A 26,578-nucleotide genomic window follows, 5' to 3' on the forward strand; every position below is an offset into this window, starting at 1 on the left:
AAAATACACGAATCGCAACCTGCGTATCCCGAGAAACTTGCAACCCTATGAATTCAAAACAACTCACTCACCTTTCAAGTGAACGTTCAGATCGCGAGTTGAGCCCATGTTTTCGTGTATTTCGTGGTGATTCCATTCCTGCATCTAGGATAAGACAGCCTTGGCGTTTTTCGTGGCTTGGTGTTTAATTTACCGCATGGCAGTCAGGATTCTAGACGTTGGTGAAGAGCATGCGGACTATCTGCACGATGAGTCGCGCAGGGTGGGGCGTGCCGAGAGGATCGCTTTTCCAGAAACAACGGAAGAGGTGGTCGAGGTCCTTCAGGTGGCTTCCGAAAACCATTGGCCGGTAACGGTACAGGGCGGGCGCACCGGCATCACCGGAGGGTGCGTTCCCGAAGGCGGACTGATCCTCAATGTGTCGCACATGAAGGCCATCGGACACCTCGATGGCGATCGCATGACCCTGCAACCCGGAGCCTTGCTGGCCGATATCCGCTCATCCATCGAAGGTTCGGGATGGTTTTTTCCCTCCGACCTCACCGAAACCACCGCCTCCATCGGCGGCATGGTGGCGAACAACGCCTCCGGCGCACGCTCGTTCAAATATGGCGCCGTGCGCAACTGGATCCATGCGCTGGACGTGGTGCTGCCCTCCGGTGAAATTGTTCAGGTTGAGCGCGGGGTTCATCGAGCCAATGGACGTTGCTTCCGGCTCGGCGCCGTGGGGGGCAGGCTCCAAGCACACTTGCGCAAGTGTGCTTGGGTGAAGAGTGCCGCAGGGTATTACGTCGAACCGGACATGGATCTGGTCGATCTTTTCATTGGGGCGGAGGGGACGCTGGGCGTTGTGACCGGCATCACCATCCAGCTGTTGCCGAAGCCGGAGCAACTGATTGGGTTGACCGCATTTTATGCAAGTGAAAGCGAGGCGCTTCGGTTTGTCCGATTCCTGCGGGAGGGGGGCGTGGCCCCGCCAACGGCCATTGAATTCTTCGATTCGCACGCCTTGGGCCTTCTGCGGCGGATGAAAGCCGAAAACCCGGCGTTTGCCGGCCTGCCGGAATTGGCGCCCGAATTCCACACGGCGATCTATTTCGAATTCGAATGCGAGGTGCCGGATGCGGTGGCCGAGGCGTCCGCCTCGGCGCTCGAGTGCTGGTTTTCGGAAGGGGAGCATGAGATTGTAGCGCTTAAGAATTTCCGCCATGCAATCCCTGAGTCGGTCAATATGATCATTGCGGAGCGCAAGAAAACCCTTCCGGGGCTGACCAAGCTCGGTACCGACATGTCGGTGCCGGACGAGCGGATGGAGGACGTGATGCAGATGTATCATGAAGGCCTGGCCGAAGCCGGGCTGGACTATGTGATCTTCGGCCACATCGGCAACAACCACGTGCACGTCAACATCCTGCCGCGCAGCAAGGAGGAGTATGAACGGGGCCGGGCGCTCTATCTCGACTGGGCGAAACAGGTGGTCGAATGGGGCGGCTCCGTCTCCGCCGAGCATGGCATCGGAAAAAACAAAACCGATTTCCTGAAACTCATGGTGGGCCAAGAGGGCATCCGGGCCATGCGGGAGTTGAAGCGGTTGTTCGATCCCGCCGGGATGCTCAATCCGGGTAACCTATTTGATGGTTAATTGGTGTTGCCCGTAATGCGAAGGTTTGAAAGCGTTGGGGGCATGAAAACATTTCTATTCGATATTGGGCACGTGCTGGTGGATTTTGATTTCGACCAGCTGTTTTCGATTCTGTCCGAGCAATCCGGAGAGTCGCGGTTTTCCTTTTCGGAGGAAGACGAGGCGCAGCGCGATGCCGTGGAGCGGGGCCTGATTTCCGACGAGGAGTGGGTGGCCTATTTGAACCGCGCCAAAGGGTTCGATTGGTCGCTGGACGATCTGGTTGGGATTTGGCGCGACCTGTTCACGGTGAACGAGACCGGCTACGGATTGTTCAGGAAAGCCATCGGTTCCGGCGTGCAGGTTTATACGTTAAGCAACATCGCCCAGCACCACATGGATGCCATCGAGGCCAACTGGAATGGATTCTTCAACGGGGCGACCGGCTTGTTTTTGTCGTACGAGGTTGGTGCGCGCAAACCGAATCCCGACATCTACCGCCATGCGCTCGATGCGCTCGGCGTGTCCGGTGCGGATTGTTTCTTTCTCGACGATCTGCCGGAAAACGTCGAGGCCGCCCGTTCGCTCGGCATCAATGCGCACCGGTTCATTCCGGCGAACCACGGGGCGGTCCTGCGGGAGGCTGCGGCGTTTTTCGATTGGAGCTAGTGCGTTCGTGGTCTACGTTATCGCCCATGAATGTGAAAAAGCTTTTTGCCTCTGCGGTGGCGCTGTCGTGCGGTCTGGTGGCCATGGCGGCTGATTCCCATCCGGTCAACGTGCTGATTGTCGATGGCTTCAGCAATCATGATTGGGAGCACACAACGCGCTCCCTCCAAACGGTGCTCGCCTCTTCGGGTGGTTTCCTGGTCGAGGTGTCGACGTTTCCGGAAGCGGGCGCCGACGATTGGAACCCGACGTTTTCCGGCTATGATGTGGTCATTCAGAATTGCAACGACATCAAATCAAAAACCCAGTGGCCCCGCCGGGTGGAGCAGGCGTTGGAAGCGTATGTCTCGAACGGCGGCGGACTCTATGTTTTCCATTCCGCCAACAACGCATTTCCTGGTTGGGAGGAATACAACCGAATGATCGGGCTCGGTTGGCGCGGCAAGGATTTTGGCTGGGCCATCACGGTGGACGATGACGCAACGGTGGTTCGCGTTCCGCCGGGCGCAGGCGAAAAGACCAGCCATGGAAAGCGCGTCGATGCACTCGTGACGCGGTTGGGGGAACATCCCATTCATGCGGGACTGCCGCGCCAGTGGATTTCCGCCGACATTGAAATCTACCGCTACGCACGTGGCCCCGCCGAAAACCTGACGGTGCTTTCCTATGCGAAGGACGAAAAAACCGGAACCAACTTTCCGGTTGAGTGGACGGTTGGTTATGGAAAGGGCCGCGTCTACAGCTCCACGCTCGGCCATGTTTGGCACGACCAGTCCCAGCCCGAAGGCATGCGCTGCGCCGCCCACCAGACCCTCATTCCGCGCATTGTCCAATGGCTTGCCGGAAACGACGTCGAGTCAACGGTGGCCATCGATTTCCCTCGCCCCGAAGCCAACAGCCTTCGCCCGTATCCGCAGGCGAAACCATCCAAGGAGATGTGAATATGTTGAAAATGTTTGTTCTGATGATGACGGGCCTTTGTTGTGTTGGGGCGCGTGCCGAAGCCAGCTGGAACCAATTGCGCCTCGCCTACGACGCACCGGCCGCGGAGTGGACGGATGCCTTGCCGGTGGGCAACGGTTCGTTGGGGGCCATGGTTTTTGGCGGCATCGAAGCGGAGCGGATCCAGTTCAACCACGATACGCTGTGGGCCGGCGGGCCGCATTCCTATTCCCGCAAGGGCGCGGTGGATGTGCTGCCGCAGCTTCGGCAGTTGCTCTTCGAGGGCAAGCAGCAGGAGGCGGAAAAGCTGGCGATGGATCAATTCATGTCGCAACCGCTGGGCCAGGCGCCCTACCAGCCGTTCGGGGACTTGCTGCTGGATTTCCCGGGCCATGGCGACGCAACCGGGTATCGCCGCGAGCTGGATCTGGATGGGGCGGTGGCAACCACGGCCTACACGGTCGATGGCGTCACCTATACGCGGTCGGTGTTCGCCAGCCATCCGGATGGCCTGATCGCCGTACGTCTTGAGGCGGACCAGCCCGGCAAGCTCGCTTTCACGGCCCGGCTTTCCACGCCCCATGCCCAATCCAAAAACATCGGGCGGTTGGACGGCCGCACCTTGCGCATGACCGGTGTGGTGGACGACCATCTTAACAAGCGGCGCGGCACCACCTTCGAGGGGCAGGTGCGTTTCGAGGCGCGGTTGCGCGCGGTGAACCAGGGCGGAACCGTGGAGGTCACGGAGGGCGGCATCGACGTGTCGGGCGCCGATTCCGTTGTTCTCTATCTGGCCGCCGAAACAAGCTATGAAACCTTCCGGTCGCTGAACGCCGATCCGGCGGCCAAGTGCGCTGCGGTCTTGGCGGGGATCGAAGGCAAGCCCGTTCAAAAGGTGTTGGCCGATCACCAGGCCGATCATCGCGCCCTGTTCCGTCGGGTGGCCATTGATCTCGGGGGCGGGCATTCGGCCCAGCTTCCAACCAACGAACGGCTCAATGCCTACCAATCCAAACCCGACCTGGATTTTGTGGCGCTCGTCTATCAATACGGCCGCTACCTGTTGATTGCCTCGTCGCGCCCCGGCTCGCAGCCGGCCAACCTGCAGGGACTTTGGAACGAGAGCAAGAGCCCGGCGTGGGATTCGAAATACACCATCAACATCAACACCGAAATGAACTATTGGCCGGCGGAGCTGGCCAACCTTTCCGAATGCCACGAACCGCTGTTCGACATGGTGGACGAGCTCGCCATTACCGGCCGCGAAGTGGCGAAGGATTTCTATGGGGCCGATGGCTGGGTGGTTCACCACAACACCGATGGCTGGCGCGGTGCGGCGCCCATCAATAAATCGAACCATGGCATTTGGCCGGTGGGCGGCGCATGGCTCTGCACGCACCTTTGGGAGCACTATCTCTTTTCGGGCGACAAGCAGTTTCTAAAGGAGCGCGCCTATCCGGCACTCAAAGGGGGTTCCGAATTCTTTGTCGACTACCTCATCGAAGAACCCGTGTTCGGGAAAGGCTGGCTCGTGAGCGGGCCGAGCAATTCGCCGGAGCGCGGCGGGCTGGTGATGGCGCCGACGATGGATCACCAGATCATCCGCCAGGTGTTTGCCGCCACGGCGCAGGCCGCCGATCTGCTCGGGTGCGATGCCGGCCTTGCCGGGCAGCTGCGGGCCCTGTCCGCGAAGATCGCCCCCAACCAGGTGGGCAAGGAAGGGCAGCTCAAGGAGTGGCTCTACACGGAAGCTCCCATAACAACGCACCGCCACGTTTCGCATCTCTGGGGGCTGCATCCGGGCGCGGAAATTACACCGGAAACGCCGGAGCTGTTTGCGGCCTGCAAGCAGACGCTCGAGTTCCGCGGCGACGGGGCAACCGGCTGGTCGCGCGGGTGGAAGGTGAATTTCTGGGCGCGGCTGCGCGATGGCGACCGGATGAACACGATCCTTACCGGGTTTTTCCAGAACTCCAGCCTCAAGAAGCAGGCCGGCTTCTACAACAACCTGTTCGATGCCCATCCGCCGTTCCAGATCGATGGAAACTTCGGCCTCACCGCCGGGGTGTCGGAAGCATTGCTGCAGTCGCACCGGCGCGATGAGGCGGGGAACCATATCATCGATCTCTTGCCCGCCCTGCCTTCGGCCTGGTCGGAAGGGTCCATCAGCGGCCTACGCGCCCGCGGCGGGTTCGAGGTTTCCATCCAGTGGAAGGACGGCAAGCTGGAGGGGGCCCAAATCAAATCCCTGCTCGGCAATCCGCTGGTGATCCAGACGGCAGCTGGCCGCGAGGTTCTCAAGGAAAAAACAGAGCAGGGCAAGACCTACACCTGGCAGCGGAAATAAAAAAAGCCCCGCAATTCCTGCGGGGCTTTCCGTGTATTCGGTGGTTCCTAATCCGCCAGCACCTCGTTGAGGCGGGCGGCGAAGCCGGCCGGGTCGGTGAGCTTGGCGCCGGAGGCGATGACCGCCTGGTCGTGCAGCAGCTTGGTGAGGGTTGCGACCTTCGGATCCTTCTGGTCGGTGTCGTAGAGCGCCTGGACTTTTTTGACGACGGCGTGCTCCGGGTTGAGCTCCAGCACGCTTTCGCGCGGCGGAACCTCCTGGCCCATGCGGCGCATCATCTCTTCGATGTGCGGGCTCATCGAATATTCGTCGCCCACGAGCACGGCGGCGGAATCCTTCAGGCGGGTGGTCAGCTTGACTTCCTTGACGCCGTCGAGCAGCTCCTTGGCGAAGCCGATGAAGCCTTCGAACTGCTTCTCTTCTTCCTTGAGCTTTTCCTTGTCCTCTTCGATGTCGCCCTTGTTGACGGCCTTGAGTTTTTTCCCTTTGAATTCGAACAGCTGCGGAATCACGAAGTCGTCGATCGGATCGATCATCAGGAGGACTTCCTTGCCGTCGGCCTTGAATTTTTCAAGGTAGGGGGAGTTTTCGATGGAGGCGCGGTTTTCGCCGGCGAGGTAGAGGATTTCCTCCTGGCCTTCGGCCATGCGCTCGACATAGTCGTCGAAGCAGGTTTTTTCGCCGGCGTCCTTGGCGGTGGATTCGAACAGCAGCAGCTCGGCGATCTTTTCCTTGTTTTCCCAATCGGTCTGCAGGCCTTCCTTGAGGATGGCGCTGAAGTTTTCGTGGAAGATCTGGAACTCCTCGTAGTCGGTCTTCTTCATGTTGGCCAAGGTTTTCAGGATCCGCGACGTGAGGTTTTTGCGGATCTTGTCGAGCATCGGGTTTTCCTGCAGGATTTCGCGCGAGACGTTCAGCGGCAGGTCGGAGGAATCCACCACGCCCTTGACGAAGCGGAGGTAGCCCGGCAACAGGTTATCGAATTCGTTGGAGATGAACACGCGCTGGACGTAGAGGTTCAGGTGCGCCTTCGGGTCGTTGTTCATCATCATGTCGAACGGCTTGTGTTCGGGGATGAAGAGCAGGGCCTTGAACTCGATCGCGCCTTCGGCGTTGTAGTGGATGGTCTCCGCCGGGGAGTTGGTGTCGTGCGAGATATGCTTGTAGAACTCGCCGTATTCCTCGTCGGTAATCTCGCTCTTCGGGCGCAGCCAGATCGCCTTCTGGGTGTTGATCTGTTCTTCGATCTCTTCCTCCACCTCGGTCTCTTCATCCTTCTTGGTGGTGCACATGACCACGGGGTGTTCGAGGAAATCGGAAAACTTTTTGACGGTGGATTTGATCGTCCACTCGTTCAGGTATTCGGCGGCGTCTTCCTTCAGGTGGAGGGTAATCTCGGTGCCGCGGTCGGCTTTGTCGGCATCGGAGAGGGTGAAGCTGCCGGTGCCCTTGGATTCCCATTTGACGGCGTCTTCGCCGTGCGCCTTGGTAACGACGGTGACGTCGTCGGCGACCATGAACGAGGCGTAGAAGCCGACGCCGAACTGGCCGATGAGTTCCGGGTTGTTGGCCAGGTCGGCCTCCTTCGCCTTGGCCAGGAACGCCTTGGTGCCGGAATGGGCGATGGTGCCGAGGTTTTCAATCACCTGGTCGCGCGACATGCCGATGCCGTTGTCGGAAATGGTCAGGGTTTTGGCTTCTTCGTCGGCCTTGATGAAAATCTTCCAATCGGAGTGGCCTTCGAGGATCTCTTCGTTGTTGAGGCCTTCGAAGCGCACCTTGTCGATTGCGTCGCAGGCGTTGGAAATGAGCTCGCGCAGGAACACCTCGCGGTGTGAATAGAGGGAATGGGTGATGAGATGAAGCAGCTGCTCGAGCTCGGTCTTGAATTGCATGGTTTCTTCGGCCATTTGTGTCTCTCCTAGTGGGTTTTAAAGCAAATAAGTCGCGCAAAATACGAAAGCCAGGCGAGGGGTTCAAGCCTGAAAATGATTCGTGGTTTCGCCTTTAGGCGGCTCGTCCGCCTGGGTCGGGGTTATCTTTCTTTACGAAAGCTGGACTGGGAGAAGCGGGATTTGAAGGTGCTTTCCGTTGGCTCCTCCAGTTCCGGCTCCGGTTCAACATAGCGTGGCTTCGGCTTCTGCCTCGGGGCCTTGATGGGTTCGGGGGCAACCGGCGCCATCGCCCGGGCCTCCTTGATCGAGAGCGGCTTCGGCTTCTTCGGTGCAACCCCGTCCGGAAAACCGCGCTCGCGGGGTTTCAGTTCCAGCTCTTGTTCGCTGGCCTTCGGCATCCCCTTGAAACCGTAGAGATAAAAATCCTCCACCCGGTTCCGGGCCCACTCCGCCTTTTTCAGAAACGCCAGGGCGCTGGGAATCGTCGGTTGGATCCGAAAACACTTCAGGTCGATCGCCGCGTCCAGCACCGCCCAGCCATAAAACTCCACGAGCTCCGTCAGCATCGTCTCCGCCGACAAGCCATGCAACGGACTGTTCTGTAATTCATTATTCGACATATCGCTTTCCTCTCATGCGGAACCCACCTGTTGAACGTGTTGGCCACGAAGAGGCACAGCGGCAGGTTCCTGCTCGATCGGGGCGGATTATACAGAGGTTTGTTCCCAGAAAAAGCAGTTAACTACCGTAGTCCTGCGGTGAGAAGCGCGTTGCCGGGGAGGGATTCAACGGCTATCTTCTCTTCCTTCGCAGAAAACAGGACGTGACATGGCGCAAAATTTTAAATCCCACAGTTTGGTTCTCTATAAAAACGCTCCGGCGGTCATCGACCAGGTCGGCGACAAAATCGCCATTCGGCTGGCCGGCGGAAAAAACGTGAACGTCCGGCCGAAGGATATCCAGCTGCTCCACCTGGGACCGCTCCAGCATCTTTCCGACCTCGATGCGACGCCGGACGGCAGTGTGGAAGAAACCTGGGAGCTGCTGCAGGGCGAAACGGTTGAGCTGGCCGAGCTCGCCGAATTGATCTATGGCGAGGCCTCGCCCGTGACCGTTTGGCATGCCTGGCAAGTGCTGCATGCGGAAACCCATTTCTCCGGATCCATTGAGGAAATCGTGGCCCGACCCGAAGCCGAGGTTGAAGCCATCCTTGGCAAGCAACGCGAAAAAGAACAAGAGGCGGCACGTTGGCAGGGCTATCTGCAGCGCGTCAAGGACCACGCGATTCAGCTGGAGGAGGATGGCGGCCACTTGTACGACGTTGAGCGGCAGGCCTATCGCCAGGCGTCCACCAACCGCACGCTGAAAGCGCTCGGCATGGAAATCGCTCCGGAAAAGGCGCACCGCTTGCTGCTGCAGCTGGGGCTGTGGAATGAAACGGTGAATCCCTATCCGGCCCAGTTTGATTGCGCCACCTCGCAACCCGAACTGCAGGTGCCTGAACTTCCGGAGGAACCACGCGAGGATCTGACCGCCCTCGAAACGTTTGCCATCGACGACGACAACTGCTCCGACCCCGACGATGCCATCAGCCTCGACGGCAACTGCCTCTGGATCCACGTCGCCGATGCCGCCGCGCTCGTCAAGGCCGACTCGCCGCTCGACCGCGAGGCCCGCGCCCGCGGAGCAAATCTCTATCTGCCCGAAATCGTCATCAACATGCTGCCGGAAGCGGTCACCTCCATTCTGGGACTGGGGCTGCAGGAAATCTCCCCGGCCCTCTCGTTTAAAATCGGGGTGGGGGATGACGGCACGCCCACCTGTTTGAAAATCACCCCGAGCTTAATCCGCGTCCAACGCCTCAGCTATTCCGCCGCGGATCAGCTGATGGAAACTGCGCCGTTCCAGGAAATGAGCGTCATCACCGAACGGTTCCGGCAGCGACGCATCGCCACGGGCGCCGCGGAAATCAATCTGCCTGAAGTAAAACTTAAAACCACCCTCGACGGGGAACTTTACAACCTGTCCGGCCGGCACGAACTCGCCTTCATGGAGCCGTGTGGTTTCTCGGTTCAAATCAGCGATCTGCCCCGTTTGAAAAGCCGCGACATGGTCACCGATGCCATGCTGATGGCCGGCGAAGCCATCGCCGCGTTTTGCATTGAAAAGGAAATCCCGGTGCCCTTCGCCTGCCAGCCGCCGCCGGACGAACCGGGCACCCCGCAGACCATGGCCGAAATGTTCGCCTACCGCAAAAAGTTCAAACGATCCGGGCTGCACCTCGATCCCGATCTGCATGCCGGACTCGGACTCGAACACTACACCCGCGCCACCAGCCCGCTGCGCCGCTATTCCGACCTGCTCGTCCACCAGCAGGTCCGCGCGTTTGTCGGCGGGGAATCCTTGATCGGCGAAGCCGAGATGCTGGTTCGCATGTCCGAAGCCGAAACCGGCGGCGGCAACACCGCCATGGCCGAACGCCTCAGCAACCGGCACTGGACGTTGCTGCACATGCAGCAGCATCCGGAAACCGTCTATCGCGGGGTCGTCGTCGACAAGCGCGACGAGCGCGGCACCGTGCTCATTCCGGAACTCGCCATCGACGTGAAAATGCGCCGGATGGCTGACGTCGAGTTGGATGAAGAAGTCCAAGTCCAGCTCCTCCAGATCAACCTCCCCGAGCTCGACTTTACCTGCAAGATGGTGTGACGCGGGCGTGGGCCAGCGCAACCACTACCGCACGCGGTAGACTTGCAACGTTTTGGCGGGAACGGAACGGCTTCCGGTTGGCTCCGGATTGGTGATCAGCCCGTTCGAATAGAGCAGGGTGGTGGAGGCGGGGAGAGGGGGCGGCTGTTGCGGTTGTTCGCCGGCATTGAGCACCACCACTGCACCGCCACGCCGGTAGGCCAGTAAGCCGTTCCCGCATGGGATGACGGCGATGTCGGCATCAACCAGGTCGGGCAGCATTTTACGCAGGGCAACCAGCTCGGACACCCGCTTGAAATGGGGATTGGCCTTGCGCGCGCCGAAGCCGCGATTGCCGGTGTTGTCGAACAGCGAGATGCGGCCGGTTTCGCTCTGCTGGTGCCGGTCGGCCTGGTTGTCGCGGAGGCCGAGTTCGGAACCGTAGTAGAGGCAGGGGATGCCTTCGGCGGTCAGCAGCACCGCAAGGGCGAGGGCGTGGTTTTGTTCGCTGACCCCGTTCACGAGGAAGCGGTTGAGACCGTCGTGGTTGCCGATGAAGTTGACGGTGTTGAGACGCACGTTCTTTGGTTCGACTTCGGAGTTCATCCGTTCAATGAACTGCCTAAGCTTGTCGGGATCGCCAAGGTTGCCCTGCCGCAACACATCGCGCACCGCCCAGGTAAACTGGAAGTTGAGCAGGGAACCGAGGTTGCCGGCATATTGGTTGATGTCCTGGATCGAGTTGCCGTACACCTCTCCGAACATGAGCAGCTTGTCGGCATCGGGGCCCAGCCGTTTGCGCAGGCGCGAAGAGAAGGCGTCCCAGAAGGCCTTGTCGACATGCTTGACCGTATCGATGCGCAGTCCGTCCACGCCAAGTTCATCGATGTAGAAATGGTAAATGTCGACAAACTCATCGACGAGTTTATCGAAGTGCGGCGAATCCGGTTCGGTGTTGAATGCCCTCAGCGAGAAGAAGTCGCAACGCTGTTCTTCGCCATCGGTTTTTCCCAGACTGTCGGGGCTGAATCCCTTGGCCCAATAGAGTTCCATATCCTGGAAAAAACCGCTGGGTTTTCCGACGTTCCAATGCGGGTCGTCGGTCCAGCGCGCGCTCTTGAGATAGGATCCATCCGGTTTGTACGGAGGCATCCACTCTTCGGCCTTGCCGTCGTGCGAGCCGTTGCCGTCGAGGTCGTAGTAGAACAGCGGCCCGATGTGGTTGCAGACCATGTCCTGAACCACCTTGATGTTGTTCTGGTGGGCGAGGTCGATCAGATCCTTGTAATGCCGCAACCGGCCTTCGCGCCCTTTTGCGTAGGGCGTGCCCGACCGGCTGTTTGCGCTGGTCAGATGCGGGTCGATGTCGCGGAAGTCCTGCGCCCAGTAGCCATGGTAGCCACTCTTGCTGCCGCCCAGGTCGTGGAGCGACATCCAGGCGTTGCGCACCGGCGGGGTGATCCAGATGGCGCTGATTCCAAGGTCGGTGAAATAGCCATCGACGAGCGCGTTTTCCACGCCGCGGAAATCGCCGCCGTGGTAGAGGTTGATGTTTTCCTGGGCGGGGTCGTACAGCGCGGGGTCGGAGCCGGGGGGCATGTTGTTTTCCGGATCGCCGTCATGGAAGCGGTCGGTCATCAAAAAATAGATGACGTCGTCCTTCCAGGGCCGCTCAATCCAGTCGCGCGCCGAAACACCAACGCTCATGGCAAGGCAGAGGCAAACAACGGATTTGATTCTGTTCATGAAACCTCAACGGATTTGTGTTTTACCACTGTGGTGAGCGTGCTTTTAATAATCGGAGTCTCTGCCGGCATCGCCGATCAAAGCCCGGAGCGATTGGTTAAAGCCGGTTGCTTGTTTCAATTCCTCGATACTTTGGTGCATCCTGAACCTCCACTGATGCCGTACGTTGCTGGGTTGGTTAATCTGCTCCTCGTGCGTCTCGTCCCATCGGAGGTCGCCATCCATGGCCAGTAAATCCTGAACGGGGAACGTGGTCCACATCGCCGGCGAATGAAGGTGCTGGGCAATGATCTTCGTGCAAACCCATGGCTCGGCAAAATATGGAGCGGTCCCGTGCAGGCCCAGCTCGTTGTTGTAAAACGATTGAATGGATTCCCGGTCGGCCTCCCACCAGCCCCGGATGGTCGGCATGTCGTGTGTTGATGTCGTGCAGACCGAGAGATAAGGTGCATCGGATGGATGGGCATATTCCACCTTCGGGTCTTTCGGCATGCGCTGGATCTCGAGGCTTAGGATGTCCAGTTGTTCCATGACGGGTGGAACGCAACCGGGAACCATGCCCAGGTCTTCGCCGCAAACCAGCATGTCGCTGGCAGACAGGATCGCCGGTAGTTTTTCCATGGCTTTGTGATGCCAGAACTCATCATGTCGTTTGTAGAAGAAGTGGATATAGAGCTGGTCGAGCTGTTGTTTCGTATGCGCATCCAACTCGGCGTAGGATGACGTTGAATGAAGCGAGATCCTTGGGTGCCACTCGTCACATCCGGTTTGAATGAACAACACGTTTGCAATGAGATCGAACAATCCATCCCGGGTCTTCCGGTTTTCGTCGGTCAGATCTTCCTCTTCGATGCCCTTCAGGAAGTGCCGGTTTACTTTCAGTTGCGAGTCATATTCCTTTTTCATCCGGTATCCGCCGGCATCTGTTTGTTCTAGAAACGTCTTAATCACCTCGCCGGTGGATTCACCAAACAGGTCATGCAGCAAGGGCTCGCGGATGTAGGGTGAGGCCATGCGTTCGGGATCGAAGCCAATCCCGAACCGTTCAATTTCCCGGGTGGCCATGGGCAGGGCGGGCTTGAAATATCCCAGCACACCCTCAACGGCATCGAGCGGTATTTCCCAGATTCTGAAGAAGCCCAGGATGTGGTCGATGCGGTAGGCGTCAAAATAGGTCCCCATGTGATGCAGGCGCTTCTTCCACCATGAGAAGTCCTCTTTGGCCATGGCTTCCCAGTTGTAGGTCGGGAAGCCCCAGTTTTGCCCCTTGATGGCGAAGTCATCGGGCGGGGCCCCGGCTTGCGCGCCAAGGTTGAAGAGGTGGGGTTCCGTCCAGGCCTCAACACTGTCGGGGCTTATGCCAATCGGAATGTCGCCTTTCAGCACAATTCCATTCGCGCGCGCATGCGCAGAGACGGCGCGTAATTGTTTATCAAGATGGTATTGGATGAAATAGTGAACGGCGATGTCGTCCCAGGCTTCGGATTCCTTGCTGCATAGCTGCTCGATGGCCGCCTTGTCGTATGTGCCGTATTCCTTCCATTGCCTGAAGTCAGGACTCTTCATCTTGTCCCGGAGGTAGGCAAACGCCGCATAGGGAATCAGCCACTCCCTGTTTTTCCTGAAGAAGGCCTTGTAGTCTTTGCGCTCAAAGGTCGCATCTTTTTCCTGATCATAAATCAGTTTGTAGTACCGGGATTTGATTCGGTGAACGTCCGGGAAACTCACATGTGGTTCGGCATTGAGCTCCATCAACCGAGCCGAAATTTCGCCCATCAATTTTTTGTCGTGCAGTGCCCCGACCTGGCGCAGGTCCATGTAAATGGGGTGGAGCGCCATGACCGAGATGGATTTGTAGGGATAGGAATCGAGCCAGTTGTGCGATGCAACGGTTTCGTTGAGCGGGAGGAGCTGCACCATTTTCATGCCGACCTGCTTGGCCCAGTCAATGAAGTCGATCAGGTCGCCAAAGTCGCCGATCCCGGCGCTCGCATCGCTTCTCAATGAAAACACCGGAACGGCGACTCCCGCTCCCTTCCAATTGCCCAGTGGATACCGGAAGGATTCGTCGGCTTGAATGAACAGATATTCAGGGTCCTTTTCCGGCAGGGCATCGATTCGCCGGTCGAAACCGTCTTCGATCGTTGCGACCATCTTCTTCTGCGTATCGTAGATTCCATATTTATAGATGATGGGAAGCGAAAGGCCGGCGGCGTCGATGGAGCCGGCCCATTCGGGGAAATCATTTCCGCACGCGAGCAAAAGCGGTTTTGTTTGGTCCCAGAGGCCGAGTGCCGCCTGGTTGCCCAGCACGCACGCCTGGTAGCGAGGTCCGATACGGGGCATCGATATGCTGAACCGCAAGGCCTGTTTCGATTCCGAACCGGTGGCCCGGTGGCCTGCATTGGGTTTCAGCAGAACCTCTCGAAAGGCCGCGCCATACATGATCCGCTCTTCGCCCGAGGGGGAGCGCCATTGGTCGTGCGCAAAAACCACCGGCGGGGTGGGTTCCGCAACCTTGAGTTTTCTCCCGCCGCCCCATTCCCAGCGACAGTTTCCTTGTTCATCCAAAACACCATACGTGTATTCCAATGGGGTGGCGCTTGCCGGGATGTCCAACGTAGCGGACCAGTTGCCGTCGTTGATCGGGGTTAGCCTAACGGCCTTGGAAGCGTCCCCGCTCCCCAGGGCCTTGGCCGGTCCGCCCACGCAAATGTGCTGCCCGGGAATCGTGTGGTAATGGATGCGGAAGTTGATTTTCATAGGCTGATTGTTCCAGGGGTTAAGGGCCCGTTACGCGGCCGGTTGTTTTGCGGCCATCCGTCTTACCACAACGATTAAAAGCGCAACCACAACAAGAAGCACCGGACCGACCAGCATGGCGTTCGCCCGGCCAAAGTGTACGCCAAGCAACCCCGACATGCCGGTGCCGACCGGAATGCCGATCGACCCGCACGTGATGATGAACGAGGTCGCTTGCGGACTCGCGTGCCCAATCTGGTCGAGGCCATACCCCAGAATGGCCGGGTAGATGCATGAGTTGGCCAAGCCGAGCAGCACCATGAAGAAGATGACCGGATACAGGTGGGTGAGCTTGACGAAGGTTAGGATGAATGCCCCGAACAACAACGACGACGTGATAATGTATTTATGCGTCTGGACTTTCGGCAGAAGGAACTTGCCGAACACAAGCCGACCGAACATTTGGGACAACGCATAGGTCGTGACCAATGCGCCGACGAGCTTGATGTTGAAGCCCAGGTCCTGCTGCATGCGCGGCTGGTTCAGGTTGTTCATGATCTGCTCCACATAGACAAACAGGAAAAATGCGACGGCGGTCAGGACAAGCGGAAGCGACATGAAGCTTTCCTTTTTCCCCCGCTGCTTTTCTTCGTTTCTGGCGTTCACTTCCTTGTCGGAAATCTCGCTGATGTTCATGACCAGCAGCATGATGACGAAGATGATGAAGAGGCCGGCAATCAGCCCGAAAACAGTGCGCCAGGACGTGGCGTCGATCACGAAACCGTTGATGATCGGGCTGATCATGAAGCCGGCGCTGAAGAAGACGTTGAGAATGGCCAGCTTCCCTTCGCCTTCGCCCTCTTCGCGCACCGTCCCCATCGTCATGTAGTAGCACGACACCAGCACGAACCCGATCGCCATGTTGCAGATGAACGACATCGAGATATAGACCGGAAGAACGGGGAAGAGGGCAATCAGCGACGATGCGACCAGCATCATGAGACCGGCCAGCATCAGCGTGTTCTTTCCCTTGATTTTGGCGATAACCATTCCTCCGGTGGCCATGGCCAGAATCTGTCCCCACATCCCGAACGAATCATAAAAGACAATCATCGAGGAATCCTTGCCGAAGAATTCAGACACCGGTACGGTGGTCATCCCGTATATGGCCGCCTGGAATCCGGCAAACAGGAAGGCGATGAAGGTAATGAGTATCGCCTTGCGAATGTCGATCCGGGTTGAAAAAATCAATCTGTTTTCCTTGTTCTCGGTTTCATGGCTCATGCAGGGACTCCTTCATTGATCATTGGGTTAACGGCTGGTGCCGTGGTTGAAAACATAGACTTGCGATTCCAACGGGGCAAGCGTGGTCCGGATGGCTCCGCGCCCGTTTTCCACCACGAGGCTGCCAGGTGTGTTGCGGAAAAGGTTTTCCAGTCGATAGGTGCCATCCGGAAGGTTCCATTTTTGGATGAGCTCTTCCGGCAGGCGCAGCCCAACCTCGGCGGTTTGCGTGTGGTCGAAACTGGCCAGTACCACAACATTGGATTGGGCCGACCAGCGCGCGAAGGAGAATAGTTTTTCGCTGTAGTTTCCGGCATGGGCCAGGTTGTGCCGGTGCAGATCCATATACTCGCCCTTCAGGGCATCGCTGTTGGCACTGAAGGAGAGCAGGGTGGTGTAGTGTTGCCGAAGCGTTTTTTCCGCATCGGTCAGCAACCCTCCATCATAGGCCCCGTGGTTGGCCCATCGGCCAAGGGTTGCGAGGCCCCAGTAGTCGAAGATGGTGGTGCGCGTTGCCTTGCCGAAACCGGCATCCTGGTCGGCCGTTTCGCCGAGTGCCTGCGCGAAGTAGAGCAACGTGGGGCCGCGCCCGACCAGCGCCGAGACGGTCATGGCCGGTCCGCCCATGGCGGCGGTGCCCGCAAAACCGGGGCTGGCAATCCGTTGCTCGTCGTGGTTTTCAAGGAAGTGCAGCATGTGCGGATCGATGTCGCCAAGCGACTCGATGATCGGCAGCAGGTCGGATGCCGGCGCATGGCCCTGCATGATCTTTTTCATGGTGTCGTAGAAATCAACCTTGTCGTAGAGGGCATCCATCAGGCCGAGTTCGATAAAGTTGCGGTATTGTTCCCGGTTGTAGATTTCGGCCAGGCAAAAGGCATCGGGGTTCTTCATTTTGATGGAAGAATTCAAGTAGCTCCAGAATTCAACCGGCACCATGCCGGCCATGTCGAAACGGAAACCGTCCACACCGAAGCCGAGCCAGTGGAGGGCGATGTCGCGGAACTTGATCCACGAGTCGGGAACATCCTTTCCCTTCCAGAACCGGGCGTGTTCCCCGAATGCCGCGCCGCGCAACGGGTCTGGCAGGGCGGGGAAATCGTGCGTGCCATCGGGGCGAACGCCATAGTTGATCTTGACGGTTTCAAACCAGTCGTCCGGATTCGGTTGGGCCAGCCGCGATCCATTGCCCGTCCATTTGGCCGGCGTCTCGTCAAAGGTGCCATCCGCCAGCAGGTGCTTTTCGCCGTTGAGCGGAACCGTGCCCTGTGGGACGCGGAAGGACTCGCCGATAATGTAGTAGAAGTTGTTGTCGCGCCGGTAGGTCTCGCTGGTGTCGTCATCGGCGCCGAAGTCAACACCGGGCCTGGTGGTGGAATGGTAGGCCCGGGCGACGTGGTTCGGGACGATGTCGATCAGCACTTTCATCCCCTGCCGGTGGGTGCGGTCCACGAGTGCCTTGAATTCCTCCAGCCGCTTGGCCGGATCTTCCGCAAGGTCGGGGTTGACGTTGTAGTAATCCTTCACCGCATAGGGTGAACCCGCGCGGCCCTTCACCACGTCCGGGTCGTCGTTGGAAATGCCGAAGGCGGTGTAGTCGCGCACAACGGCATGGTGCGGCACGCCGGTGTACCAGATGTGCGTGGTGCCGAATTCCCGGATTCCTGCCAGCGCCTCATCGGTAAAGTCGTTGAACTTGCCGACCCCGTTCTCCTCGATCGTCCCCCACGGTTTGTTGGTGGTGTTCCGGTTGCCGAACAACCGGGTGAAAACCTGGTAGACCACCACTTTGCCCTCATGGATTGGCCTGGTTTCCGCCGATGCGCAGGCAACCACGCTTCCCGCGAGAAGAACAGCCCCCAGGGGTTTGTGCCTACTGCTCCACATAGGATACCTGTACACGGTAGAATCTTTCATCCGGGGCAAGGCCCCCTTCATGCGTCAGGGTCAAGCTGGTTCCCTTGGCCTTCACGTTGGATTGCACGGTTGTCCATGCGCCGCCCAGCAGGTTGGTGCGCGTTTCGAGATGGTAATACCAACCCGGTGTCGCCGCACAGGACACGACCACGCTGGAGGCGATGGCCTCGACGCTGTCGATTTCCACTTCAAGCGGATCGGTCACGTCGACCAGCTTCAGGTATTGCGCTTCGTAGGGGGCCGTTGCCCAATCGCCATCGACCGTCGGAACCTTGTTCAGCGAAACGAAGAAGCCAGTGCCCTTCAGAGCGGCACCGCTCATGGACGAACCCCATAGGAAGATGCTGCGGGTGCTTTCGTCATAGGCCGCGAGGTTGACGACGTTGTATTGCCGGGCATCCTCCAGACCAAGGAGGGGGGCGAGCCCTGCCGGGATCTTGAAGTTGTCGCTCTGGACGTTGTTGCGGTCGAGGTTGGCGAAGGCGAGCACCACATCGTTTGTGGTTGGCGAGGCATGGGCTTCCTCATATTTCGCGGTGGCGAAAATGTTTCCGTTGGAACCGTCGCCATCGATGAACCAGCGGTTCGGGCTGCGCAGGGCCGGGCTGGAAGCGCGCGCCTGCTGGATGCCCGAGTAGACCGGGAAGAGCTGGTCGTTCCCAAAGTTGGTGTCGGTCCAGATCGGCATCATGGAATTCCACCGTTTGAAGTGCGGGACGTTCTTGCCGAAGTTGGTCTCGTAGTGGTCATAGCCATAGCTGGTGGAAATGCCCAGCTCCTGGCCGGGGAAGACCATGGTGGAGCCATCGATCATGCCGCAGGCGGCGGAGCGTACCACGCCTTCCCACGGATCCGCGAAGCTCTCCTCGTCGTGCGAGGTGTTGTTGAGCAGCACCAGCCCCTGGCCGTAGGCGGCGCGCCGATCCTCGAAGATGTTGCGGTAGTCCCCGGCATTGGAAGCGGACTTGAGCGGGAAGACAATGTTTTCGTTGAGGATGTCGAAGTGCCGGTTGGAACGGTAGGTCACCGCGCCGCCGTCGAGCGATTCGCTCATCATCACAAAGTTCCATTTATGGCTGCGGGCGACGTTGATGATGTATTCCCAGCAACGCGGCGGAAGCCCCTGGCCAAAGTCGCAGCGCAGGCCGTCGATGCCCTTTTGGTCCCACGCATAGCGCGCGGAGGCATCGCCGTCGGACGGGAGCGAGTTGCGGTTTTGCCCGGAGGGGCGCGTCTGTTCCAACCAATGGATGGCGTATTCGGCAAAGTAGTCCCAGACCCGCCGGGTGAGGTTCCGCTGCTGGCCGCCCTGGGTGAAGTCGAGCGAAGTCCAGTCCGCATCGGACCAGTCGAACCAGTCGCCCTCGTTCTTGTAGCTTTCGTATTCGGCGCCGCCGGCGCCGTCGTCGTATTCCACGAGGGCGTCGTACCGTCCGAAGAAGACATCCTTCACGTCGTTCCATTTGCCGAAGTCGTAGCGGTCGGGCCCCGCGGCAATGTTGGCGGCGGACGAAGCCCGGTTGCCATAGTTGCCGTCGGACGAAAAGAAGCGTGCATCGCGATTGCGAATCTCGTCATACGGCGACCAGCTTGCCCCATCGGGCTGGAACAGATCCACGCCCTGCTGCGCGAGCTCGACATCGAACGCGGTGTGGTTGAACGGGGCATCGAGCATGATGCCCACTTGTTCGGTGTCGGCCGAGGAAACAAAGCTCACCCAGGCCGCCATGGATGCGGCGCGATTCTGCGCAAGGGTGTTGGTGCCATGATAATCAACGGTCATGAGTTCGTTAACCGCGAAAAAGTTTTTCACGGCATAGGGGCTGCCGGGATCGTAGGGCGCGCCCGACCCTCCCCATCCGTCGCTGGGTTCGCGCCCGTCGATTCCGTTGGGGTGGATGGGCTGGAACCAGAGCCAGTTCATGCCCAGGCTCTTCAGATAGTGCAGGTTCCAGTTTTCGGAGCTGCCCTGCGCGGCCCCGGGGGCGTCGTGGAGGTCCTCAAGGGTGGAGCGTTGCGCAAACGTGTCGCCGGATGCATCGATATTGAACACGTTGAGTTCATAAAGCCGGATATTGCGGGCATCGGACGGGGAGACAACAATGGCGTGATCGCGCAGCCCGTACCAGATCCAGTTGTTCGGGTCGTAGCTGTTTTCCTCGATGGCATCACCGCACTTGAAGCGGGCGGTCAGGCGATAGGCACCCGTTTTCGATGCGGGGATGGTGAGCTCGTATATCCCGTTCGAGTCGCCGTCGGTCATGTTGATCGGAATATAGTAATGACCGGTCGCCGGATCGGTGTCGGCGGCGGAATCGGTGATCGAGTTGCCGGGGTAGGGAACGATGCCGTCGGCATAGCCGTCGCCATCCTTGTCGGTGCGGGCGAGATCGCGCCGGTTCAGGTTCGAGAAAACTTCCACATCGGCAATGTTGCCGAACGCCATCAGGTCGAAAAGGATTTCAAGGTCCGCCGTGCTGCCGGCCACCTCGTCGATGAAGACATGGCTGGTGGTGTATTCCGCATTCTGGAAATTATAGCCGGGCGCCCGAACCTCCAGCACCCCGGCCCCCAGCAGCAGGGTCGGAACACAACAGGCAAGACCAATGAGCATTCTTTTCATCATGACAGGGCACATTCCTTTCCTAGGGCATTCTCGAACGACAGGTTTGCAGTAAACCGACTGTGTGTATACCAGATGGCCGGATTTTTCCTAGCTAGCCGAACGGTTAGAAGATGGATCAGGGTGACATCCAAATTGACGATCGTGCAAATGGATGTCACCCTCTTGACATGTGGTGCGCATTTCACCATCCCGATATTTCGTTGCCCCTGGTGCGTCGGCGCATCGGGCAGGAGCTGCTGGAAACCCTGGAGTTTCTTGGCGATATGTCGCTACACCATATGCATGCGGTCATGCGGAACGAAACCGCGCCGGACAACAAGGCGCGCAACCGTGCGATCAACCGGCTTGCCAAGCAGGGGTTGACGGTTGTTCGGCAAGGTCTGGATACGCCGTTGTTGGCAATTTCGGAGGTGGGGGAGGAATCGCTGCCGGACTATGCACGGCCGGAACGATGGTGGAACCGGAAGTGGAACGGCATTTGGTATCTCCTGGTTTTCGACGTTCCGGAAATCGACCGAGCCTACCGCAACACGCTGCGTGCCTTTCTTAAAAGGATGCGGCTCGGTTGCTTCCAGAAGAGCGTATGGATCACGCCGCACGACATCCGGCCGGAGTATGCCGATTTGGAGGAAGCCGCCGCAGTTGATGCATTCGCCTGCCTGTTCGAGGCGAAAACCGTTTTGGGGATGCCTTCGGCAAAGGTGGTTTGGGAATCGTGGGACATGGATCGGCTATACGATATCCAAAGCCGCTATTGCGGGTTTTGCACCGAAAACCTGGATGTTCTGCGTGGTGGGGTGTCGTTCGGGCAGGAGGAGCTGCTGGGGCTGGTGTCGGTCGAGCTCGAGGCTTTCCGTAGTGCTTTCCTGTTCGATCCCCTGTTGCCGGGGGATTTGCTTCCCCGCGACTACAAGGGGCGCGAAGCCTATTCCCTGCATCGGAAGCTCGCGGAGGAAATTCGCACAAGGCTATCGGGGTGACATCCATTTGCGCGATCGTGCAAATGGATGTCACCCGGGGCGGGGGAGATGCCATCCCTGTGGCTGGCTGGACTGCATTCAAAACACCGGGCCAACTCGTTTGCGAGGTGTGGGGATGTTGAATGGAATGGTTCGGATGGCGGGGCGGTGCCCGAGTCGGCGCTTTGGCTGGGGGTTGTTTCCAAAAACTAGCCCCCTGGCTAGCTAGACAGTTTTCTGCATCTCTGCCAACCTACAGCCATCAGTACGGGAAGAAATGCGGCTCGGAAGAACCAAGTTGGAAGCAAGGATGAATAAGGAGAGCGATGATGAAAAATAAAATGTGGACATTGGGATTCTCGATCGTGCTGGCCGGTTCCGTGATGGCTGGCTCGGCGCACGACGACGCTTCAGACCCCGCCTATGCCGACGGGTGGCAAAACTACGACAACGGCGGGTATGGATTCGGTGCATGGGTGATGGGCTATTGGGCAACCAATGGCGTTGACCGTATTGGTATAGGTAGCGCGACCAATAACGGTGGGTGGTATGCCACCAACAACATTGATACAAGCGCAAGGTCGTTCCGTATCATGAATGCCGACGGAACCAGTGGATACATCGAAGTGTTGCGGTATCTGAACACCGACCTGGAAGCGGGGCAAAACTTCTCGTTTGACTTTGATGTCAATTGGCGTAATGGATGGAAAGGTCTCCGGGTGCGTGGTGAGGACGACAGCACACCTATTTTTCTGATCGAAGTGGGGGGGGATGACGGCACCTTTGTCGACAATGTCGATGGTGGAAGAACTAATATTGGCAGTGCACACAGCGACGACACGCAATATCATGTTGTTCTTGAGCAAACGAGTGCCGCCGGAGGCACCTGGACTGCTACGCGTACGGGCGGCATCACAGATTCCGATACGGGAACCTATGCCGGCAAGATGAGCAGCATCCAATTGTTTAGTGACGGTGTATCCAGTGATCAATGGAGCGATATCTACTTCAATAATTTCGATGTCTCCTACACCCCCGGCTTCGACCACTATGCCGCGTGGACGAATCAATACAACCTAAGCGGAGCCGATGCAGCCATGGATGCCGACCCGGACGGCGACACGATGAAAAACCTGCTTGAGTTTTCAGTCGGCAGAAATCCAACCTACGATGAAGGCGGGTACCGCGCGCCTGAATTCCTCGGGAATAGCACCCAAGGTTTGGTGTATGTCTATACACGCTACAACGATGAAGTCGCCGCGGCCTACGGCCTTGACTACAGTCTGGTGCTGGCCGATAACCTTACCGCCGCATGGGAAACCAATGGGTTTGTCGAGTTGCCCCCGGTGCATTTGTGGGGCGACTTGGTGACGGTAACCAACTATGTTCCCACGACCGATCCCGCGGCATTTGCGACCTTGCGGGTTGAATCGCTGTAGGAATGGAAGGGGCCGTGAGGGAGCGAAGGAAGCCGGTGGCAGCCGTTGCGCTGTTGCTGGCTTTCTTCATTGGTGCCGCGCAGGGTGGCGCGGGTGTCATGATGCAGGGGTTCTACTGGGACTGCCCGGAGGACTGGTACGGCACCATGGCGGCCAAGGCCTCCGAGCTTCGCTACATGCATGGTGGATACGGCATTGACCGCATTTGGTTTCCCGCTCCCCAGAAAAGCCATGCCGGACGGCATTCCATGGGGTATGACCCGTTCGACTACTACGACCTCGGCCAATACCACCAGAAGGGCTCCACCGCCACGCGGTTTGGTACGCAGGACGAATTGAAAAGCGCCATTGCCCGCTACCGTTCGCTGGGCATCGCCTGCATGGCCGACATCGTTCTCAATCACCGGGCCGGAGGGGGGGAGGAAGCCAACCCCAACCTGGATGGAGCAACCACATGGACCGATTTCAGCGGGGTGGCGAGTGGAAGGTGCACCTGGCGCTTCGATCAGTTCCACCCTTCGAGTCGTGAGCAGGCCGATGCGGGGCCGTTCGAGGGGTTCCCCGATGTCTGCCATTCGGGCACGGCCGGTCCTGACCTGATCCAGTGGGGGCGCTGGCTGGCCGATCCTGCCAACGCGGGCTTCGATGGCGGTTGGCGGTTGGACTACGTTAAGGGGGTGAATCCCCCCTATCTCAAGGAATTCATCCAAGGCGCGGGCGCTGCCTACTCGGTTCTCGAATGCTGGGGCGATATCCCTTTCATTGAAAAATATCTCGCCGAGTCGGCCTGTCCTGCGGCATTCGACTTTCCCGCTTTCTACACCATGGCGCAGGTGTTCAACCACCAGGGAGACATCCGGCAACTGGTGGATCCCTCCAAGGTTTTAGCCGCGAAACATCCGGCGCAAGCCGTAACCTTTGTCGCCAACCACGATACGGACAAGGATGCGCATGTTGAATCCATTGTCGACAACACCCTGCTCGCCTATGCGTTCATCCTCACCTACCAGGGCTACCCCTGCATCTTTTGGAAGGATTACTTCAACTATGGTCTGGCGGAGGCCGGGGGAAAGCCCGGAAACGGCATCAAACCCCTCGTGTGGGTGCGTGGTGCGCTGGGCGGCGGGCAGCCCGATATCCAGCTGCTGAAGGCCGACGACGATAACCTGCTGGCCTATGGCACGCGTTCGGGAGGGCCTCTGGCGCCCGGCTATCTCGTGGCCATCAACAACCATCCCCACGAGGTGCGCCATGCAAAAGTGTTCACCCGCAACCGTTTTCTTTGGAACAAGACCCTGGCGTGCCATGCATGGTATTCCTATGCCGAGGGGCGCAACCGGCAGCCGGAAGCGATCCGCTGCAACGATATGGGGTGCGCCATCCTGGAGGTGCCCCCGCGCGGGTATGTGGTCTATTCCGTCGCAACGGAACTTCCGGAGCCCTGGGCGCACCAAGATATTGGAAGAACGGGCGCGCAGGGGAGCGCAATGCAGGTGGACGGCGTCTATACGGTCACCGCTTCCGGCGCGGACATCGAGGGGGGCGAGGATGCCTTCCATTATGCGTCCACGCAGGTGGAGGGCGATGCCGCCCTAATCGCGCGGATTGGCCGGTTGGACCATACCCACCCATGGGCCAAGGCCGGCATCATGATCCGCGATGGGCACCATGCATCCGCGGCGAACGCCGCCGTGTTGGCCACCCCCGCCAACGGCCTTTGTTTCCAGTGGCGCACCGCCGAAGGAGACCGCACCCATTCGGTGGTTGTCGGTGGCGTGGAAGCCCCATGCTGGGTCGGCCTCAAGCGCATGGGCAATACATTCCTGGCCCACTATTCGCAGGACGGCCGCAAATGGCGGCAGATTGGCGCCGGGCAAACCATCGGCATGGCCCCGCGCGCCACGGCCGGTCTCGCCGTAACCAGCCATGAAAACGGCACCCTCGCAACGGCCATCATCGACAACCTCTCGCTGGCCAGTCCCTAGATCGGAATGCTGAACCCAAAAAGCACACTCATCATTTCTGGTTTGAGAAAAAGGTGGTGGGCTCGGAGGGACTTGAACCCCCGACCAAGAGATATCGAGTAGTATCGCTCAGTTTTTCTTACAATAGCCCTGTAAATATTGGGTGTATGCGTCTTTTCGATCACCTCATTGACAACGGCTATGCCGTTTGAGTGCGAGCGGTGGACCAGCGGGCAGGTGTCCAGTTCGCAGCTTCGGACTGTTGCATGGTCGGCAGGGCGTCGAGTAGGTCTTTGAGATACTCGGCGGGGTTAAGGCCGAGTTTACGGCAGGTTTCCACCAGGCTGTAGATGACGGCACTGGTCTGCCCGGAGTTCGGGCTGCCGAAGAACAGGAAGTTCTTTTTGCCCAGCGCGGTCGGACGAATGGCGTTCTCGACCAGGTTGTTGTCGATTTCGAATGTTCCGTGTTCGAGGTAAAGATTAAGCGCTTCCCAGCGATCAAGCGCATAGGTTATGGCTTTTCCAAAGTTGCTCTTTGGCAACTGGCGCGCCTGTTCTTTATCGAGGATCGTTTTAATTTTATCCAGAACCGGAGCCGCATGTTTCCGGCGGTAGGCCGCGCGTTCAAGTTCAGGATTGTTTCGAAGTTCTGTTTCAGTGCGGTAGAGTTTGGCGATCAGCTTTACGACTTTCCGGGCGTTCGAGTTGTCAGGCACTTCCACGAAGTTCCGACGGGTATGCGCCCAGCAGGCGGCGTGAATGATGGTCTCTTTTTCTTTTTGATGTTCCGGACGGTTCAGCCACGCCGGATAGGCGGCATACCCATCGGTCTGAATATATCCTTCATAATCGGTGAGCATCGGATCCAGGCATTCGGCGGCCCGGCTCGGGAACCATTCAAACAGCACGCCGGCCCCGGGACTGTGATAGGCCCATAGGTATCCATTGGGACAATGGTCCTTTTCCGTGTCCTGGTATTTTATGAATGTTTCATCGATCTGCATGTATCCGCTTTGCCGGATTTCATTGCGGAGCGCTTCATAAATCAGAGTCAGCCAATCGGCGACCAGATACATCCAGTTGCCCATGGTTTTGCGGCTGATTTCAATATCGTGGCGGTATTTCAGCGTCATCTCCTGCCGGTAAAGCGGAAGATGGTCACAGTATTTGTTCAGAATGATGCTCCGGATCAGTCCGGCGGAAGCATAGCTGTTCGGGATCAGCCGCTTCGGGGCAGGAGCAATGAGCGGTGCGACGTTGCGGTCATCTACTTTGATATATTTTTCGCGGACGATGATGCGGCGGAAGTATTGAGTCGGCGTAACGTCGAGTTCCTCAACGGTTTCCTCGCCAATCTTTTTATAGCTCTGCGGATCCGCCTGCACTTCATCCGGAACGATAACGACGCGCTCGGTCGGGAGATCTTCAGGGATACGCTCTTTAAGCGGTTTGCGCTTACCGCGCCGGGATTCCTTTTTTTCGTCGAGCTCTTCGAGTTTTTCTTCGGCTTCGTCGAGAGCATCCTGCATCTCGCGAAGCTCTTCAAACGCCAGTTCCATCTGGTCCGGGGTCAGTTTTTCACTGCTGCGCCCGAATATCTTATTCATCAGATAACGGACCTTCTCATGCAGAAGGCGTATTTCAACCTGCTGATCGGTGTTTTGCGCAAGCAGCTTATCAAAATTTTCCCGGTTGAATTCCATGCCGTATATTATACCAAAACCGACCGGAAAATGG

The 26,578-nt window shown here is 58.5% G+C and carries 16 protein-coding genes; 8 read left to right on the forward strand and 8 right to left on the reverse strand.

The window, feature by feature from the left end; genetic code table 11:
* Positions 1-196 precede the first annotated feature (196 nt).
* The 4 genes from E9954_RS17685 to E9954_RS17700 are packed head-to-tail and all read left to right on the forward strand — an operon-like array spanning position 197 to position 5,579.
* Positions 197-1,642, forward strand: coding sequence for an FAD-binding oxidoreductase (locus tag E9954_RS17685; RefSeq protein ID WP_136080621.1), 1,446 nt, complete (start codon positions 197-199; stop codon positions 1,640-1,642).
* A gap of 42 nt (positions 1,643-1,684) precedes the next feature.
* Positions 1,685-2,290 carry an HAD family hydrolase gene (locus E9954_RS17690; protein WP_168442367.1) on the forward strand — a complete coding sequence of 202 codons (606 nt, stop codon included), beginning with the start codon at positions 1,685-1,687 and terminating at the stop codon, positions 2,288-2,290.
* 26 nt (positions 2,291-2,316) lie between these two features.
* On the forward strand, positions 2,317-3,231 hold the full coding sequence (locus E9954_RS17695) for a ThuA domain-containing protein (RefSeq protein ID WP_136080623.1): 915 nt from the start codon (positions 2,317-2,319) through the stop codon (positions 3,229-3,231).
* 2 nt (positions 3,232-3,233) lie between these two features.
* Positions 3,234-5,579 carry a glycoside hydrolase family 95 protein gene (locus E9954_RS17700; RefSeq protein ID WP_136080624.1) on the forward strand — a complete coding sequence of 782 codons (2,346 nt, stop codon included), beginning with the start codon at positions 3,234-3,236 and terminating at the stop codon, positions 5,577-5,579.
* 47 nt (positions 5,580-5,626) lie between these two features.
* On the opposite strand, the gene htpG is transcribed toward E9954_RS17700, so the two are convergent.
* Together htpG and E9954_RS17710 are read right to left on the reverse strand one after the other, a co-directional pair.
* Positions 5,627-7,489, reverse strand: a complete 1,863-nt coding sequence (gene htpG, locus E9954_RS17705) for a molecular chaperone HtpG (RefSeq protein WP_136080625.1) — start codon at positions 7,487-7,489, stop codon at positions 5,627-5,629.
* A gap of 125 nt (positions 7,490-7,614) precedes the next feature.
* The gene (locus tag E9954_RS17710; RefSeq protein WP_136080626.1) at positions 7,615-8,094 is read right to left on the reverse strand and encodes a VF530 family DNA-binding protein; all 480 of its coding nucleotides are present in this window, start codon (positions 8,092-8,094) and stop codon (positions 7,615-7,617) included.
* 208 nt (positions 8,095-8,302) lie between these two features.
* Here E9954_RS17710 and E9954_RS17715 point away from each other — a divergent pair, with 208 nt between their 5' ends.
* A complete protein-coding gene (locus E9954_RS17715; RefSeq protein WP_136080627.1) occupies positions 8,303-10,183 on the forward strand; it encodes an RNB domain-containing ribonuclease in 1,881 nt (626 codons plus the stop codon).
* A gap of 24 nt (positions 10,184-10,207) precedes the next feature.
* On the opposite strand, the gene E9954_RS17720 is transcribed toward E9954_RS17715, so the two are convergent.
* From E9954_RS17720 to E9954_RS17740, 5 genes are read right to left on the reverse strand one after another with little or no spacing between them, the layout of a single operon-like run.
* Positions 10,208-11,908, reverse strand: coding sequence for an alpha-amylase family glycosyl hydrolase (locus E9954_RS17720; protein WP_136080628.1), 1,701 nt, complete (start codon positions 11,906-11,908; stop codon positions 10,208-10,210).
* Between the two features lie 45 nt (positions 11,909-11,953).
* A complete protein-coding gene (locus E9954_RS17725) occupies positions 11,954-14,671 on the reverse strand; it encodes a 4-alpha-glucanotransferase (RefSeq protein WP_136080629.1) in 2,718 nt (905 codons plus the stop codon).
* A 30-nt stretch (positions 14,672-14,701) separates the two neighbouring features.
* The gene (locus E9954_RS17730; protein WP_136080630.1) at positions 14,702-15,934 is read right to left on the reverse strand and encodes an MFS transporter; all 1,233 of its coding nucleotides are present in this window, start codon (positions 15,932-15,934) and stop codon (positions 14,702-14,704) included.
* A 27-nt stretch (positions 15,935-15,961) separates the two neighbouring features.
* Positions 15,962-17,821, reverse strand: coding sequence for an alpha-amylase family protein (locus E9954_RS17735; protein ID WP_136080631.1), 1,860 nt, complete (start codon positions 17,819-17,821; stop codon positions 15,962-15,964).
* Positions 17,808-20,477 (reverse strand): alpha-amylase family protein, encoded by a 2,670-nt coding sequence (locus E9954_RS17740; RefSeq protein WP_136080632.1) that lies wholly within the window; start codon positions 20,475-20,477, stop codon positions 17,808-17,810. The genes E9954_RS17735 and E9954_RS17740 overlap by 14 nt, the downstream gene beginning before the upstream one ends.
* A gap of 167 nt (positions 20,478-20,644) precedes the next feature.
* On the opposite strand from E9954_RS17740, the gene E9954_RS17745 reads away from it, so the two are divergent.
* From E9954_RS17745 to E9954_RS17755, 3 genes are all read left to right on the forward strand, one after another.
* The gene (locus E9954_RS17745; protein WP_168442368.1) at positions 20,645-21,457 is read left to right on the forward strand and encodes a PaaX family transcriptional regulator C-terminal domain-containing protein; all 813 of its coding nucleotides are present in this window, start codon (positions 20,645-20,647) and stop codon (positions 21,455-21,457) included.
* Positions 21,458-21,762: 305 nt separating this feature from the next.
* A complete protein-coding gene (locus tag E9954_RS17750) occupies positions 21,763-22,875 on the forward strand; it encodes a hypothetical protein (RefSeq protein ID WP_136080634.1) in 1,113 nt (370 codons plus the stop codon).
* Between the two features lie 14 nt (positions 22,876-22,889).
* Positions 22,890-24,860 carry an alpha-amylase family glycosyl hydrolase gene (locus tag E9954_RS17755; protein WP_222847222.1) on the forward strand — a complete coding sequence of 657 codons (1,971 nt, stop codon included), beginning with the start codon at positions 22,890-22,892 and terminating at the stop codon, positions 24,858-24,860.
* Between the two features lie 178 nt (positions 24,861-25,038).
* Here the strand turns inward: E9954_RS17755 and tnpC are convergent, their stop codons facing one another.
* Positions 25,039-26,544, reverse strand: a complete 1,506-nt coding sequence (gene tnpC, locus E9954_RS17760; RefSeq protein WP_136077479.1) for an IS66 family transposase — start codon at positions 26,542-26,544, stop codon at positions 25,039-25,041.
* Positions 26,545-26,578 lie beyond the last annotated feature (34 nt).

Source organism: Pontiella desulfatans (genome assembly GCF_900890425.1).
Taxonomy (GTDB): domain Bacteria; phylum Verrucomicrobiota; class Kiritimatiellia; order Kiritimatiellales; family Pontiellaceae; genus Pontiella; species Pontiella desulfatans.

Bases quoted from the DNA above. Each gene is read 5' to 3' on its own strand.
- E9954_RS17685 (WP_136080621.1), top strand. From the start codon at position 197: ATGGCAGTCAGGATTCTAGACGTTGGTGAAGAGCATGCGGACTATCTG.
- E9954_RS17690 (WP_168442367.1), top strand. From the start codon at position 1,685: ATGAAAACATTTCTATTCGATATTGGGCACGTGCTGGTGGATTTTGAT.
- E9954_RS17695 (WP_136080623.1), top strand. From the start codon at position 2,317: ATGAATGTGAAAAAGCTTTTTGCCTCTGCGGTGGCGCTGTCGTGCGGT.
- E9954_RS17700 (WP_136080624.1), top strand. From the start codon at position 3,234: ATGTTGAAAATGTTTGTTCTGATGATGACGGGCCTTTGTTGTGTTGGG.
- htpG (WP_136080625.1), bottom strand. From the start codon at position 7,489: ATGGCCGAAGAAACCATGCAATTCAAGACCGAGCTCGAGCAGCTGCTT.
- E9954_RS17710 (WP_136080626.1), bottom strand. From the start codon at position 8,094: ATGTCGAATAATGAATTACAGAACAGTCCGTTGCATGGCTTGTCGGCG.
- E9954_RS17715 (WP_136080627.1), top strand. From the start codon at position 8,303: ATGGCGCAAAATTTTAAATCCCACAGTTTGGTTCTCTATAAAAACGCT.
- E9954_RS17720 (WP_136080628.1), bottom strand. From the start codon at position 11,908: ATGAACAGAATCAAATCCGTTGTTTGCCTCTGCCTTGCCATGAGCGTT.
- E9954_RS17725 (WP_136080629.1), bottom strand. From the start codon at position 14,671: ATGAAAATCAACTTCCGCATCCATTACCACACGATTCCCGGGCAGCAC.
- E9954_RS17730 (WP_136080630.1), bottom strand. From the start codon at position 15,934: ATGAGCCATGAAACCGAGAACAAGGAAAACAGATTGATTTTTTCAACC.
- E9954_RS17735 (WP_136080631.1), bottom strand. From the start codon at position 17,821: ATGTGGAGCAGTAGGCACAAACCCCTGGGGGCTGTTCTTCTCGCGGGA.
- E9954_RS17740 (WP_136080632.1), bottom strand. From the start codon at position 20,477: ATGATGAAAAGAATGCTCATTGGTCTTGCCTGTTGTGTTCCGACCCTG.
- E9954_RS17745 (WP_168442368.1), top strand. From the start codon at position 20,645: ATGTGGTGCGCATTTCACCATCCCGATATTTCGTTGCCCCTGGTGCGT.
- E9954_RS17750 (WP_136080634.1), top strand. From the start codon at position 21,763: ATGATGAAAAATAAAATGTGGACATTGGGATTCTCGATCGTGCTGGCC.
- tnpC (WP_136077479.1), bottom strand. From the start codon at position 26,544: ATGGAATTCAACCGGGAAAATTTTGATAAGCTGCTTGCGCAAAACACC.